Consider the following 14,358-nt stretch of genomic DNA (forward strand, 5'->3'; position numbering starts at 1 on the left):
TTTTACCGTTGCAATGACTTGGGCTGGACAGTATGCTGTCTTTCATTCAACTAGCAATTTAACCATTTTTCCGGGAAGCCAAGATGAAGTTATTCCGCACCGCCCTCATCGCCGCCCTGCTGCTGCCGCTGGCCAGCATGGGCGCGGCCGATGCGCGGCCCAGCTCCTCGTATAAAAGCGGATTTTCGTCGCAAAAGAGCGGCCCATCAAGGAGCGCGCCCTCCAAGGCCGCGCCGGATTATTCGAGCCGTCGCTCCAGCTATGGTTCCTTCAGCGGCAGTGGCAGCCGCAGTGCCGACGCCGAGCCGGCGCGCAAATCGGGTTTCGGCAGCTTTGGCGGCCGCCCGGCGCGCGACAACCCGGCCGAGGCGCCCAGCCGCCCGTCCGGCTACGGCAGTATCGGCAGCCGCGCCGCCAACGACAGCGCGGCCGAGGCGCCGAGCCGCCAGTCCAGTTTCGGCTCCTTCGGCCGCCGCAGCGGTGACGAGGGCGCGCAGAACGGCGGCAGCGCCGGTTCGCGCAGCGGCTCCGCCCTGTCGCGCGACCTGGGCCAGCGCACGGCCGAGGACCGCGCCCTGCGCAGCCTCGACGCGCGCAAGGCGGCCGGCGCCGGTCTGGCCGGTGCGGCCATCGGCGGCGCGGCCGGTGCCGCCGCCACCCATGGCGATGCCCTGCCGCCCCTGCATGATCCGGTGATGGCGCGCCAGGCCAACTCCGGGCAAGGCAATGGCGGTGGCCAGTACAACCAGGGCCAGTACGGCCAGCCCGCGCCACCGCCGCCGGTCGCGGCGCCGCAGCAGAAGGACAACAGCCTGTTGTACGGCCTGGGCGGGTATATGCTGGGCCGCTCGATGAATAACCATGGCGGCGGCCATAACGGCGCCAGCGGCAATCACAGCCAGGGCAGCGAAGTCGGCGGCAGCAGCAGCGGCGGCAGCGCGATGGAAGCGGCGGCCCAGGCGCCGGTCAAGGAATCCTCCTTCGGCGGCGCGGTACTGCGCACCTTCCTCTGGCTGGTGGTGCTGGGCACGCTGGGCTGGCTGATTTACTTTGGCGTCAAACGCCTGCGCGGCCAAGCCGAACGCAAGGCTAACTATTCGTTTGAAAGGAATTGATATGGGCTGGAAAGATGCACTCGGCTACCTGCGCGCTGGCGCCGCCAAGCGCGGCGTGGGCGAGGAGCAGCGCGAAGACGGGGATCTGCCGCTGGGCGCCCGCATCGGCAGCCTGGTGAATGTGCAGCAGTCGCCGCTGATCCGCGCCAGTGCCGCCGGCTCCCTGCTGGCGCTGCCGGACGAGGGCGGCCCGCGCATCGTCGCCATCTCCCAGCTCAAGCTGAACCTGTCGGGCAAGCTGTACCGCTATTACCTGGCCAAGGGCGATGACGATGCGCAGGAGCGCTTCCTCCAGCTCTACCAGAACGAGCAGGGCGAGGTGGCCGAAGTCCTGTACTGCACCCAGCTGGCGCGCGTGATCCCGGAAACGGAAGAGGACCAGGACGCGTACACGGGCAGCCAGGGCTACGGCCTGGGCGACCCCAGCTACACGCTGTGGCGCGAACAGCTGGCCGAACAAGGCTATGCCGCCAGCGTGCTGGACGCCGCCTTCGGCGCGAACGAGGGCGCGGAATACCAGCGCGATGTCGGCAGCGGCGACTTCGTGCCGCCGTTCACCGGCACGGAAACGCGCATCGACGACGCGGGCGGCATGCAGGGCTTGCGCCAGGAGCTGTACTTCATGCCCTATGCGCGCAGCCTGAACGATGGCGGCAAGGAATATCTGCTGATCACGACGGAGATTCTCCAGAGCGTGAACGGCGCAGGGAAACGCGGTATCCACGTCGACTTCGTGGTCGGGATACCGGTGGAGCAGGAACGGCTCGTCATCCAGTGATGACACCGGTGTGGTGTAGTAATTCAAATCAACGAAAGGAAAGATGACATGAGCAATTCGAATGGCTGGGGCTTGACCGCGCGCCTGATTTCCAAGCACTTTGGCGCCCTGGGCGACCGTTTTGCCGAAGCTATCGCCAGTTTTGATCCGGAAACGGCCACCGAAGCCGACCGCGACCGCCTGGCCGACACCCTGCGCAATGCCGCGCAAAAGCTGGCGTCGGCCCGTTCCGCCTTCAATAAGGAGCGCGAGGACGTGGTCAAGCTGCGCGAACTGATCGCCACCGACGAGAAAGCCACCGAAACCCTGGCTGAGCGCCTGGCGGCCGGCCAGATTTCCGAAGCGACCATCAACCTGTTCTGCGATGAGCTGGAAGCGAACAAGGCGCGCCTGCCGCAAGAGCTGCGCGAAGAGGCCGACGCCCAGGAATACATGAGCGAGCTGCAGAAAATCGTCGACGCCCTGTCGCAGCAGCTGGCCGATTTCGACGCCGCCGCCAAGAAAGCCATGCAAGCCCTGGCCACGGCCAAGGCCCAGCGCGAGCTGCAGGAAGTGCGCGCCGAGCGCCAGAGCGAGCTGGCCAGCCTGTCGGGCATGCGCGGCAACACCAGCGCCCTGAACGCGCTGACCCGCCGCGCCCAGCAGATCAGCAACGAGGCCGAAGGCATGAAGATCGTTTCCGACATCGGTCAGCGTCCTTACGACCAGGCGGCCGAAATCGACGCCATCCGCAAATCGGTGAACCAGCCGGCCAGCGAATCGGCGCTGGATCGTCTGAAACGCCTGTCGAGCAAAGCGGCGGCAGCCTAAGTCCGCTGCATGGTTCCGGCCGGAAACCGGAGCCATGCGCGGAATTTGGCTAAAATAGGAAGCGGCGCGCAAACGCGTGCCGCTTCTTTTTATTTGTTAAACGATTGGAAATTTTATGGCAGCGATCCCCCCGTCCGAGTCCCTCATCGAATACCCGAGCGACTTCCCGATCAAGGTGATGGGACCGACGCATGAGGAATTTGCGGCCACCATCCTGGCCGTGGTGCTCAAGCACGACCCCAGCTTCCACGAAGGCAAGATGGAAACCCGGCCTTCGGCCAAGGGCAATTTCACCGGCCTGACCGTGACCGTGCGCGCCACCAGCCGCGAGCAGCTGGACGCCCTGTACACCGAGCTGTCCGGCCACCCGATGGTGAAAATCGTCATGTAAGCCGCAGCTGCGGCGCGAATTGCGCGATCTCGGCCAGCAGCCAGGCACGGAAAGCTTGCACCTGCGGCTTGGCCGCCGCGCCGGGCGGCGTCACGAAGTAATAATCGTCCGGGCTGGGCGTGGCGAGCTCGAACAGCCGCCGCAACTGCCCGGACGCCAGCTCCTGCATCGCCACCACATGGCGCACCAGCGCCACCCCGTCCCCATCCACGGCGGAACGGATCAGCATCGATAAATCCTCGAACATCACGCCGCCGGCCGGCTCGGCCAGGTGCAGCCCGGCCGCGCGGAACCAGGGCAGCCAGGGTTCGTTCGAACGCAGCAGCGTGGCCTGGGCCAATGCCGCCGGCGTGGCGGGCAGGTCGCCGCCACGATAGCGGGGACTCACTACCGGGTAATAGATATCGCCCATCAGGCGTTCCGACAGCAAGCCCGGATACTGGCCGCGGCCGAAGCGGATGCCGACGTCGATGCCTTCCAGATGCAGATCCTGCAGGGTGCTGCTGGCCTGCAGCACCACCTCCACCTCGGGATGCCGCTCGATAAAGCGGCCCAGGCGCGGCGCCAGCCAGCGCGCCGCGAACGAGGGAATCGAGGAAATCGTCAGGCGCTGGCAATTCCGCCCCGGCCGCAGCGCCTCGGCCGCCGCCGCGATCTCGCCCAGGGCGCGGCCCACCGTCAGCGCGAAGCGCCGGCCTTCCGGCGTCACCTTCACCTGCCGTCCCTTGCGCGCGAACAGGGCCAGGCCGAGGTCGTTTTCCAGGCCGCGCACCTGATGGCTGATCGCGCCATGGGTCAGGTGCAATTCTTCCGCCGCGCGCGAAAAATTCTCGTGGCGGGCCGCCGCCTCGAAGGCGCGCAGGGCGGACAGATTGGGCAGGCGGCGCAGGTCGGACATGGCGGCTATGTGAGGGAAACTAACAACGATAAAGAAAATATATCGTTATGCGGCCCGTGCTGCAAGCCCGTAGCATGTGAATAGAATTCAACAACCGGAGCCGCCATGAGCCTCAAACTGTATGCCGACAGTGCGTTCACCAGCCCTTACGCCCTATCCGTTTTTGTCGCCCTGAAGGAAAAAGGCCTGTCCTTCGAGCTGGAAACCCTCGATCTCGACGCCGCCGCCAACAAGAACCCGGCCTACCGCAGCCAGGCCATCACCGGCCGCGTGCCCTGCCTGGTGCATGACGGCTTCGCCCTGACCGAATCGAGCGCCATCAGCGAGTATCTAGATCAAATCTTCCCCGCCCCGGCCCAGCGCGCCCTCTACCCGACCGCGCCGCAGGACCGCGCCGTCGCGCGCCAGATCCAGGCCTGGCTGCGCAGCGACCTGGCGGCCCTGCGCACCGAGCGCAGCACCCATACCGTGTTCTACCAGCGCGCCGAGCGGCCCCTGTCCGCCGCCGCGCAAGAGGACGCCGAGCGCCTGCTGGCCGCCGCCGAGCGCTGGATACAGGGAAGCCACCTGTTCGAAGACTGGAGCATTGCGGACACCGATCTGGCCGTCATGCTCAGCCGCCTGGTCATGAACGGCGATCCGGTGCCGCAAAAGCTCAAGGATTACGTGGCCCGCCAATGGCAGCGCGATTCCGTGCAGGAATGGCTGAAGCGCATCAACCGCTGAGCAGTTGCGTCCATCCCGGATGCAGCCGCTCCGGGCTTGCGCTGAAGCGCGTTGCAGGCGTTCGTGACATCATATGAGTCTTGAAGAAGTACCTGAAATCGTGAGGGCTATATGAGCCAAGTTACCGCAGAAGCTGTCTATGAAAGTTTCACGCAGCTAGCCATTCCCGAGCGTGCAAAATTTTTTGCATTGCTGGCCGAATCAAGTGTTCAAGGGCAAAATTTTTCTCATGAGCAGGTATTTGGCCATTTGGCTGAAGACGAGTTTACCGCGATGGAAGCGGCGGAATATCTGGACGTATCGATTTCGACATTCCGCCGATATGTTGCTCAAGGGAAGATCAAATCCTCCAATGAGGTAGGGCGAAATCAGCTTTTCGCAACGAAGGATCTGAAAGCATTTAAGCGATCTCTCCATGCCGTAAAAGCTCGTGCTGCTGCGATTGCTGCTTGAATTGTTGTCAAGAATACTGACCACTGGCAAGTAAATCTGCCTTCTAGGGTGGCATAATTGCCGCATGCAACTACCCGCCATTTTCCGCTCCCTGCCCCAGCACGAAGCGCTGGGCCGCCTGGTCTGGATGCGCGCCATCGCGTTGTCGTTCGAAACCTGCGGCGTGCTGGCGGCGGCGCTCTGGCTCGACGTCTTCCTGCCGATCGAAGCCGCGCTCGTCGTCATGGCCCTGCTGGCCAGCTTCAATATGTGGTCCTGGTGGCGCATGCAGAATCCGCGGCCGGTGGGCGAACTCGGCCTGTTTTACCAGTTGCTGGTCGACGTGCTGGCCCTGTCGGCCCTGCTGTACCTGACGGGCGGCGCCACCAATCCCTTCGTCTCGCTCTACCTGCCGGCGCTGGCCGTGGCCGCTGCCATCCTGCCGCTGGCCCTGGCCCTGGTGCTCGCCATCGCCGCGCTGGCCGCCTACTCGGCCATGATCACCCACTATGTGCCGCTGCATGTGATGGACCACCACATGGCCATGAACTACCACCTGGTTGGCATGTGGATCAATTTCGCGCTGTCGGCCGGCCTGATCACCTGGTTTGTCGGACGCCGCTCGCGCACCCTGCGCGAGCGCGACGCCCAGCTGGCGCTGGCGCGCGAGCAGCACCTGAAAAGCGCGCAGATGATCGCGCTCGGCACCCAGGCCGCCAGCGCCGCGCACGAAATGGGCACGCCGCTCTCGACCATCGCCCTGATTGCCGACGACCTCAAACACGATTTTGCGCGGGACGCCGCCTTCGCCGCCTACCGCGCCGACATCGCCACCATCGAAACCCAGATTGCGCTGTGCAAGGCATCGCTGCAGCGCCTGGGCGCCACGGCGCCGGGCGCGGTGGTGCCGGTGGCCGACTGGCTGGCCCAGTTCATCGAAAAATGGCGGCTGCGTTGCCCCGCGACCAAGCTCAAGCTGGCGCTGCCGCCCAGCGCGGCGCGCATCGGCAACGCCCAGGATCTGGCGCAGATCTTGCTCATCCTGCTCGACAACGCGGCCTTCGCCGCCAGCCGCGCCGATACCGAACTGGCCATTACACTGAGCGTGGCCGGCGCCAACGCCTGGATCCGCATCGAAGACCACGGCCCCGGCATTGCGCGCGAGTTGCTGAAGCGGCTGGGCGGCGAACCGGTCAAGAGCACCTCGGGCGGCCAGGGCATCGGCCTCATGCTGGCCTTCGCCACCGCCAGCCAGATCGGCGGCCGCATCGACCTCACTTCCACCCCCGGCACCGGCACCACGGCCACCGTCACCATCCCGCTGCATGAAGCCTAAACTCCTCATCCTCGACGATAACGAAGTCTTTGCCGCCACCCTGGCGCGCTCGCTGGGCCGGCGCGGCCTCGACGTCACGGTCGCCCACAGCGGCGAAGCGGCGCTGCAGGCCGCCGCCCAAACGGTCTTCGACTACGCCACCATCGACCTGCACTTGGCCAGCGATTCGGGCCTGCAATGGATCGCGCCGCTGCGCCAGGCCTTGCCGCAGGCGCGACTGCTGGTGCTGACCGGCTACGCCAGCATCGCCACCACGGTGCACGCCATCAAGCTCGGCGCCGACGACTACCTGGCGAAGCCAGCCAATGTCGACTCCATCCTGGCCGCCCTGCAGTTCGAGGTGGAGGACAGCCCCGAATTGCCCGAGCCGGAGCAGTTGATACCGATGACGGTCGAGCGGCTGGAATGGGAACACATCCAGCGAATTCTTATCGAAAATCAAGGAAATATCTCTTCGACGGCGCGCGCCCTGAACATGCACCGGCGCACCCTGCAACGCAAGCTCGGGAAAAAACCCGTTGCAAAATAAGGGCTTAGCGCAAGCGACGCGCTGCCCCTGACGCGCAAAACGGCCTTGCCGCAGGCAAAGTGCGACAATTGGTCGCATTCCCAACTGCTAGCGACCTCCCCATAATTCGTATTGCAAATTAGAAATAAGTTAAGTGCCAAGCAATACTACAAGGGGAATTTCATGCAATATCCAGTCCGTCCTAGCGCCATGGCCCTGGCTGTCGCCGCGCTGATTTCGGGAACCGCACCAGCCGCCTACGCCGACGAAGCCCAGCAGATGCCGACCGTGCTGGTCACCGCATCCAAATTCGTTCCCGTGCCGGTGACCGCCGGCAGCCTGGACGCCGAGCAGATGGCCGGCAAGCGCTCCGCGCTCAACGATACCGCCCAGCTGCTCAGCGACGTGCCCGGCATGTCCCTGGCCGCCGGCGGCGCCGTCTCCAGCCTGCCTGTGATCCACGGCCTGGCCGACGACCGCAACCGCATCAAGATCGACGGCATGGACCTGATCTCGGCCTGCGCCAACCACATGAATCCACCCCTGTCCTATATCGACCCTGCGAATGTGGGCAATATCAAGGTCTACACCAGCCTGATTCCGGTCAGCCTGGGCGGCGACAGCATCGGCGGCGCCATCGTGGTCGCCTCGCAGAATCCGCGCTTCGCCAAAGCGGGCGAAGGCTTGCTGACCACGGGCGAACTGGGCACCTTCTACCGCTCCAACGGCCATGCCCGTGGCGTGCAGGCCGCCGCCACCATCGCCAGCGAGAACCTGAGCTTCAGCTATAACGGTTCCACCGCGCGTTCGGACAATTACGAAGCGGCGCGCGACTTCAAGCCGGGCGTCAACGCCGTCGCCACCAAGATCGGCGATCACTGGATCGCCGGCGATGAAGTGGCGTCCTCCAGCTACAAAACGGAAAACCACGCCCTCAACCTGGCCATGCGCAGCGGCCAGCACTTGTTCGAATTCAAGGCCGGTTTCCAGGACATGCCTTACCAGGGCTTCCCCAACCAGCATATGGACATGACGAAGAACCGCAGCACCCAGCTGAACTTCGTCTACACCGGCCAGTTCGACTGGGGCACTTTGGTGACGCGCCTGTACCAGGAAAAAACCCGCCACCAGATGGACTTCTCGAACGACAAACTGTTCTGGTACGGCGCTGCGCGCAATGTGGCCGGCATGCCGATGGAAACCAAGGGCAAGAACAATGGCGTGTCGGTCAAGGCCGATATCGCACTGAGTCCGATCGACCAGCTGCGCGTGGGCGGCGAACTGCAGCGCTACCGCCTCGACGACTGGTGGCCGCCCGTGGCGAATTCCATGATGATGTCGCCCAACACCTTCATGAACATCAATAACGGCAAGCGCGACCGCTTCGACCTCTACGGCGAATGGGAACGCGAGTGGACCTCGAAATGGACCTCGCTGATTGGCTTGCGCGCCGACCGCGTCAGCATGAATGCCGGCAATGTGCAGGGCTATAACACCATGCCCATGGGTTACGGCAACGACGCGGCCCGCTTCAACGCGGCCGACCGCAAAAAGACCGACAACAACTACAACCTGACGGCCCTGGCCCGCTACACCGCCAACGCCAACCAGAGCTTCGAAGGCGGCATCTCGCGCAAAGCGCGTTCGCCCAGCCTGTACGAGCGCTATACCTGGTCCACCAATGGCATGGGCATGACCATGAATAACTGGATCAATGACGGCAATGGCTATGTCGGCGATATCAACCTGAAGCCGGAAGTGGCGCATACCCTGAGCCTTTCCATGGACCTGCACGACGGCGCCGGCAAGCAGTGGGATCTGAAAGTCGCACCCTACTTCACCCGCGTCAACAACTACATCGACGCGGCCTGCCTGACGAAGTGCAGCCCGAACCGCTTCAATTACCTGAAAGTGGTGAACCGCGACGCCAAGCTGTATGGCTTCGACCTGTCCGGTTCGGCCAAGCTGGGCAAGATCGAGGGCTTCGGCAGCTTCACCGGCAAGGGCGTGCTGAGCTATGTGCGCGGCAAGACCACCGATGGCGATAACCTCTACAACATCATGCCGCTCAATGCGCGCCTGAGCGTGGAGCACCGCATGGGCAATTGGACCACCACCGTGGAAGAAGTGCTGGTGCGCTCCAAGTCCAAGCTGTCCCAGGTGCGCAACGAGATGGAAACCGGCGGTTATGGCCTGCTCAATCTGCGCACCAGCTATGAGGCCAAGGCTTACCGCATCGACATCGGCCTGGATAATGCGTTCAACAAGTTCTACTCGCAGCCCCTGGGCGGCGCCTATATCGGCCAGGGTGTGACCATGTCGCTGAACGGCGGCGGCGCGCCTTACGGCATCACGGTGCCGGGCATGGGGCGCTCGCTGTACGCGGCGCTCAAACTCAAGTTCTAAGTTGGCAGCAAAAGGCGCCCGCCCTGCCGTCCTGGCAGGGCGGGCGCCTGTTTTTTGGGCAGTGACGGCCCCCCAGCCGGGGCCGAATCGGCAGGCCTCGGCCAAGCTGACTTATAATGGTGGGGCATTTGCCAACCCGACCAGCCCTTCAATGTCCACGATCCGACCCGAACCGGCGCTCATCCGCCATCTCGGACACGCCGAATACGAGCCGATTTTCGCCGCCATGCGCGCCTTTACCGACGCGCGCACGCCCGATACGCCCGATGAGCTGTGGATCGTCGAACATCCCCCGGTGTTCACCTTGGGCCTGGGCGCCGACCGTGGCCACCTGCTGGCCGGCGCCAGCGCCATTCCCGTGGTGCAGACCGACCGGGGCGGCGAGGTGACTTACCATGGCCCGGGCCAGGTCGTGATCTATTTGCTAATGGACCTGCGCCGCAACAAGCCGGGAGGCAAGCTGTATGCCCGCCAATTCGTGCATAAAATCGAGCAGGCGATCATCAATGTGCTGGCGGCGTATAATCTCGCTGGCGAGCGCGTTGAAGGCGCGCCCGGCATCTATATGGCCGGCGGCCCGAAAAAAGGCGCCAAGATCGCCGCGCTGGGATTGAAAGTGCGCGGCAACGGCTGCACCTACCACGGGGTGTCGCTGAATGTGGGCATAGATCTGGCGCCGTTCGGCTGGATCAATCCCTGCGGCTACGCCGGTCTGGAAACCGTGGACATGCGCAGCATGGGCGTCGAGGCGCCCCTGGCCGACGTGCAGAACGCGCTGGCCGAAGAACTGACCCAGTTGCTGGGCGCCGCTGTACCTGAACCCGAACCCGTCGCGCAGGACTAACCGAATCAACTACTTAGGCCCATTGGGCCACGCAGCTTATGACCACCGAGACCACTTCCAGCCCAGCCCCAGCTTACAACCCCAGCGAAAAGCAAAAAGGCGCCAGCAAGACCTCGCGCATCCCGATCAAGATCGTGCCGATCGAGCAGGTGGAGCGCCTGAAAAAGCCGGAGTGGATTCGCGTCAAAGGCGCCTCCGTTTCCAGCCGCTTCTACGAAATCAAGGACATCCTGCGCGAGAACAAGCTGGTGACCGTGTGCGAAGAGGCGAGCTGCCCGAACATCGGCGAATGCTTCGGCAAAGGCACCGCCACCTTCATGATCATGGGCGACAAGTGCACCCGCCGCTGCCCCTTCTGCGACGTGGGCCACGGCCGCCCCGATCCGCTCGACGTGAACGAGCCGGGCAACCTGGCCAACACCATCGCCAAGCTGCGCCTGAGCTATGTGGTGATAACCTCCGTTGACCGCGACGACCTGCGCGACGGCGGCGCCGGCCACTTCGTCGAGTGCATCACCAAGACGCGCGACCTGTCGCCGAAAACCCAGATCGAAGTACTGGTGCCCGACTTCCGCGGCCGCCTGGAAAAAGCCCTGGACATCTTCGCCAGCGGCCTGCCGGACGTGATGAACCACAACCTGGAAACCGTGCCGCGCCTGTACAAGGAAGCCCGTCCCGGCGCCGACTACCTGCATTCGCTCAAGCTGCTGAAGGACTTCAAGGCCCTGTACCCGGACGTGAAGACCAAGTCCGGCCTGATGGTCGGCCTGGGCGAAACCGACGAGGAAATCCTCGAAGTGATGCGCGATATGCGCGCCCACGACATCGACATGCTGACCATCGGCCAGTACCTGGCGCCGTCCAACAGCCACCTGCCGGTGCGCCGTTACGTGCACCCGGACGTGTTCAAGATGTTCGAGGACGAAGCGTACAAGATGGGCTTCGCCCACGCCGCCGTCGGCGCCATGGTGCGCAGCTCCTACCACGCCGACGTGCAGGCGCATAACGTGCTGGCAGCCGGCTAAGGATACCCGCGCCAATGACGGTGCGCATCGAGGCCTCCTGGAAGGAACAGCTCCAGGAGGAATTCAGCAAGCCCTATTGGGAAAGCCTGACTTCCTTCGTGCGCGCCGAGTATGCGGCCGGGCAGTGCTGCCCGGCCGGCAAAAACATCTTCCGCGCCTTCGACCTGACGCCTTTCGATGAGGTGAAGGTCGTCATCCTCGGCCAGGATCCGTACCACACGCCCGGCGCCGCCATGGGCTTCTGCTTCTCCGTCCCGGACGGCAACCGCCCCCAGCCCAGCCTGCAAAACATCTTCCAGGAGATCGGCACGGACCTGGGCGTGGCGCGCAGCAGCACCGACCTCTCGGACTGGGCGCAGCAGGGCGTCTTCCTGCTCAACGCCGTGCTCACGGTGCGCGCCCACCAGGCCGGCTCGCATGCCAAGCGTGGCTGGGAAAATTTCACCGACAGCGCCATCAGCCGCCTCTCGTCCGAACGCGAGAACCTCGTGTTCATCCTGTGGGGCAGCTACGCCATCGCCAAGCGCGCCCTGATCGACGCCCGCAAGCACCACATTATCACCTCGCCCCATCCCTCGCCGCTGTCAGCCCATCGCGGCTTCTTCGGCAGCAAACCCTTTTCCCGCGCCAACGGCTACCTGGCAGCCAAGGGCAAAACGCCCATCGCCTGGGCCTGAGCGGCGCAAGAAGAAAATTTCCACGTGGAAACTTTATAATAAATACTTTTCCGGTGACGGGCGTGCGCCAGCGTACAAGACGCCGCCGTGTTCCCGTCCAAGCGAGGAGTTTCGTATGCGTTTGCTGTCTGCGTTTGCGCGCGTCGCCCTGGTGGCCACGCTGTCCGGCTGTGCCAGTATCCCGTTCATGAACGATATACCGCTCTGGCACAACGATCCCGATAAGATCGCCGCCCTCGGCAAGGGCGCGTCAGTTGCCGATATCGACAAGGCTCTCGGCCGCACCCGCCTCCTGTGGAGTATGAGCGTCGACGTCAACGGTACTCCCTACCAGTTCCGCCTGTATGACTGGGTGGAGCGGGCGGCTGTGACTGGGCATAGCACGAACTGCTCCACCAACGGCTGTACGACGACCCAGAACATGAAGTACGACAAGCTGCCCTATGCACTCGTATACACCGGCGCCGAACCGCGTTTGCATGCGTGGGGCACCTTGGCCGAACTGCGTGCCAGCACCGATCCCGCCGTTGTGGCGGCATTGCCGCAGCTGACCCGGCGCTACAACGAATACAAGTACCCACGGCGGCAAAGCTGGTTATGATCGGGCCTGGTTTGATTTTTTCACCGCGAAAGGCAGCATGGAACTCGATTACTTCAACAACTTCGGCAAGGGCACGCTGCCCGACCACCTTGGCATCAAAGTCACCGGCACCGGCAAGCATGAGCTGAGCGCCGAATTCACCGTCGCGCCGCACCACCTGGCGCCGAACGGCTATCTGCACGCGGGCAGCATCGTGACCCTGGCCGATACGGCCTGCGGCTACGCCTGCTACACCAATCTGCCCGAGGGCGCGAACAACTTCACCACGATCGAGCTGAAATCCAATCACCTCGGCACGGCGCGTGAAGGCGTGGTGGCGGTGACGGCGCGCGCCGCGCATATGGGCCGCACCACCCAGGTGTGGGACGCCACTGTGGTCGATAAAGCGACAGGCCGCACGATTGCCTTGTTCCGCTGTACACAAATGATCTTGTATCCGAAATAATAGGAGCCTTGAATATCCACCCGGCCGCGCCGGAGAAAGGATGGTCATGGTTCTGCATCGCCTTGCGGGCGCCAGCCTGCTGCTCGCCACCACGCTGGCTTGCGCGCAAACGCCGTATGCCGAGGACTCCACTTATCGGGGCCTCGGCGGCCAGGAAGGCATCAGGAAGATAGTCGATACCTTCATCCCTCTGATCCTGGCCGATGAACGCATCAAGGCCACATTCGAAGACACCGATATGAAGCAGCTGGCCGAACGCCTGGCCGAGCAGTTCTGCGAATTATCCGGCGGTCCCTGCAAATACACCGGCAAGTACAAGGGCAAGGACATGGCTTCGGTCCACATTGACCTGAAGATCAGCAACGCCCAGTTCAACGCCCTGGCTGAAGACTTGCAGATCGCCATGGAGCGCAATCATGTGCCGAACAGCGTGGCCAATAAGCTGATTGCCAAGCTGGCGCCGATGCAGCGCGATATCGTGACCAGCGGCGCCGCGCTGTCCCACTCCCGCCCCGATATGGGCAACTTCCTCGCCACCGGCGGCGTCAGCCAGCTGGAAGGCGCGGGTGGCGGCGGCATCACGCCCTGGGCGCTGATCAGCGGCTACGGCACGCGCGACAGTTGGGGCGGCAATGTCCACTATACCCATGTGAAAACGCAGGACTATTCGCTCGGCACGTATGGCGTGGCGGTCGGCCTCGCGGACCGGCTGGAAATCTCGCTGGCGCGCCAGGAATTCAAGGGCGAGCTGGCGCCGCTCGACCAGTTGCGGATCAAGCAGGACATCATCGGCCTCAAGCTGCGCGTGGCGGGCGACGCCGTGTACGCGCAGGACCGCTGGCTGCCGCAGATCGCCGTCGGCATCCTGTACAAGAAGAACAAGGGCGTGGACGGCCTGGGCGCGCTGGGCGTCAGTAACGTGACCCAGCTTGGCGCGAAGGACGACAGCGGCTACGACTACTATGTCTCGGCCACCAAGATCCTGTTCGAGCAAAGCCTGCTCCTGAACGGCACCCTGCGCGCCACGCGCGCCAACCAGATGGGCATCCTCGGCTTCGGCGGCGACCGCAACGACAGCACGCGCCTGATGCCGGAAGTCTCGCTGGCCTATCTGGTGAACCGCAAGCTGGCGCTGGGCGCCGAATACCGCCGCAAGCCGCACAATCTGACGCTGGACGACGAGAAGGCGTATTACGACGCCTTCATCGCCTGGTTCCCCAACAAGAACCTGTCGCTGACGGCCGCCTATGCCCACCTGGGCGACATCACGGTGCTCAACAAGAAGAAGCAGAAGGGCTGGTATCTGTCGCTGCAGGCCGGCTTCTGAGCCTGGGCATGAAAAAAGGACGCCGCGGCGTCCTTAGTC

At 64.0% G+C, this 14,358-nt stretch carries 16 protein-coding genes; 15 read left to right on the plus strand and 1 reads right to left on the minus strand.

Features of this window, described 5'->3' with window-relative positions; genetic code table 11:
* Nucleotides 1–83: 83 nt before the first annotated feature.
* The 4 genes from FHS03_RS01840 to FHS03_RS01855 all read left to right on the plus strand — a co-directional run bounded on the left by FHS03_RS01840 (nucleotide 84) and on the right by FHS03_RS01855 (nucleotide 3,094).
* Nucleotides 84–1,115 (plus strand): hypothetical protein, encoded by a 1,032-nt coding sequence (locus FHS03_RS01840; RefSeq protein ID WP_183439308.1) that lies wholly within the window; start codon nucleotides 84–86, stop codon nucleotides 1,113–1,115.
* Nucleotide 1,116: 1 nt separating this feature from the next.
* Nucleotides 1,117–1,893 carry a DUF2491 family protein gene (locus tag FHS03_RS01845; protein WP_183439309.1) on the plus strand — a complete coding sequence of 259 codons (777 nt, stop codon included), beginning with the start codon at nucleotides 1,117–1,119 and terminating at the stop codon, nucleotides 1,891–1,893.
* A gap of 48 nt (nucleotides 1,894–1,941) precedes the next feature.
* The gene (locus FHS03_RS01850; protein ID WP_183439310.1) at nucleotides 1,942–2,703 is read left to right on the plus strand and encodes a hypothetical protein; all 762 of its coding nucleotides are present in this window, start codon (nucleotides 1,942–1,944) and stop codon (nucleotides 2,701–2,703) included.
* 115 nt (nucleotides 2,704–2,818) lie between these two features.
* A complete protein-coding gene (locus FHS03_RS01855) occupies nucleotides 2,819–3,094 on the plus strand; it encodes a DUF493 family protein (protein ID WP_050410549.1) in 276 nt (91 codons plus the stop codon).
* On the opposite strand, the gene gcvA is transcribed toward FHS03_RS01855, so the two are convergent.
* The gene (gcvA, locus tag FHS03_RS01860; protein ID WP_183439311.1) at nucleotides 3,087–3,992 is read right to left on the minus strand and encodes a transcriptional regulator GcvA; all 906 of its coding nucleotides are present in this window, start codon (nucleotides 3,990–3,992) and stop codon (nucleotides 3,087–3,089) included. The two genes, FHS03_RS01855 and gcvA, sit on opposite strands and share 8 nt — an antisense overlap.
* A gap of 105 nt (nucleotides 3,993–4,097) precedes the next feature.
* Here gcvA and yfcF point away from each other — a divergent pair, with 105 nt between their 5' ends.
* The 11 genes from yfcF (at nucleotide 4,098) to FHS03_RS01915 (ending at nucleotide 14,319) form a co-directional block, all read left to right on the plus strand.
* On the plus strand, nucleotides 4,098–4,718 hold the full coding sequence (gene yfcF / locus FHS03_RS01865) for a glutathione transferase (protein WP_183439312.1): 621 nt from the start codon (nucleotides 4,098–4,100) through the stop codon (nucleotides 4,716–4,718).
* A 111-nt stretch (nucleotides 4,719–4,829) separates the two neighbouring features.
* A complete protein-coding gene (locus tag FHS03_RS01870; RefSeq protein ID WP_183439313.1) occupies nucleotides 4,830–5,171 on the plus strand; it encodes a helix-turn-helix domain-containing protein in 342 nt (113 codons plus the stop codon).
* 64 nt (nucleotides 5,172–5,235) lie between these two features.
* Nucleotides 5,236–6,486, plus strand: coding sequence for an ATP-binding protein (locus FHS03_RS01875; protein WP_183439314.1), 1,251 nt, complete (start codon nucleotides 5,236–5,238; stop codon nucleotides 6,484–6,486).
* The gene (locus FHS03_RS01880; RefSeq protein WP_183439315.1) at nucleotides 6,476–7,015 is read left to right on the plus strand and encodes a response regulator transcription factor; all 540 of its coding nucleotides are present in this window, start codon (nucleotides 6,476–6,478) and stop codon (nucleotides 7,013–7,015) included. The genes FHS03_RS01875 and FHS03_RS01880 overlap by 11 nt, the downstream gene beginning before the upstream one ends.
* 162 nt (nucleotides 7,016–7,177) lie before the next feature.
* Nucleotides 7,178–9,400, plus strand: coding sequence for a TonB-dependent receptor plug domain-containing protein (locus FHS03_RS01885; protein WP_183439316.1), 2,223 nt, complete (start codon nucleotides 7,178–7,180; stop codon nucleotides 9,398–9,400).
* A 151-nt stretch (nucleotides 9,401–9,551) separates the two neighbouring features.
* On the plus strand, nucleotides 9,552–10,244 hold the full coding sequence (lipB, locus tag FHS03_RS01890) for a lipoyl(octanoyl) transferase LipB (protein ID WP_183439317.1): 693 nt from the start codon (nucleotides 9,552–9,554) through the stop codon (nucleotides 10,242–10,244).
* Between the two features lie 38 nt (nucleotides 10,245–10,282).
* Nucleotides 10,283–11,269, plus strand: coding sequence for a lipoyl synthase (lipA, locus tag FHS03_RS01895; protein ID WP_050410561.1), 987 nt, complete (start codon nucleotides 10,283–10,285; stop codon nucleotides 11,267–11,269).
* A 14-nt stretch (nucleotides 11,270–11,283) separates the two neighbouring features.
* The gene (locus FHS03_RS01900) at nucleotides 11,284–11,946 is read left to right on the plus strand and encodes a uracil-DNA glycosylase (RefSeq protein WP_183439318.1); all 663 of its coding nucleotides are present in this window, start codon (nucleotides 11,284–11,286) and stop codon (nucleotides 11,944–11,946) included.
* 115 nt (nucleotides 11,947–12,061) lie between these two features.
* On the plus strand, nucleotides 12,062–12,547 hold the full coding sequence (locus tag FHS03_RS01905; protein WP_183439319.1) for a hypothetical protein: 486 nt from the start codon (nucleotides 12,062–12,064) through the stop codon (nucleotides 12,545–12,547).
* Nucleotides 12,548–12,584: 37 nt separating this feature from the next.
* The gene (locus FHS03_RS01910) at nucleotides 12,585–12,992 is read left to right on the plus strand and encodes a PaaI family thioesterase (protein ID WP_183439320.1); all 408 of its coding nucleotides are present in this window, start codon (nucleotides 12,585–12,587) and stop codon (nucleotides 12,990–12,992) included.
* 46 nt (nucleotides 12,993–13,038) lie between these two features.
* Nucleotides 13,039–14,319, plus strand: a complete 1,281-nt coding sequence (locus tag FHS03_RS01915; RefSeq protein WP_183439321.1) for a DUF3034 family protein — start codon at nucleotides 13,039–13,041, stop codon at nucleotides 14,317–14,319.
* Nucleotides 14,320–14,358 lie beyond the last annotated feature (39 nt).

The organism is Pseudoduganella violacea (genome assembly GCF_014191875.1).
GTDB lineage: Bacteria > Pseudomonadota > Gammaproteobacteria > Burkholderiales > Burkholderiaceae_D > Rugamonas > Rugamonas violacea_A.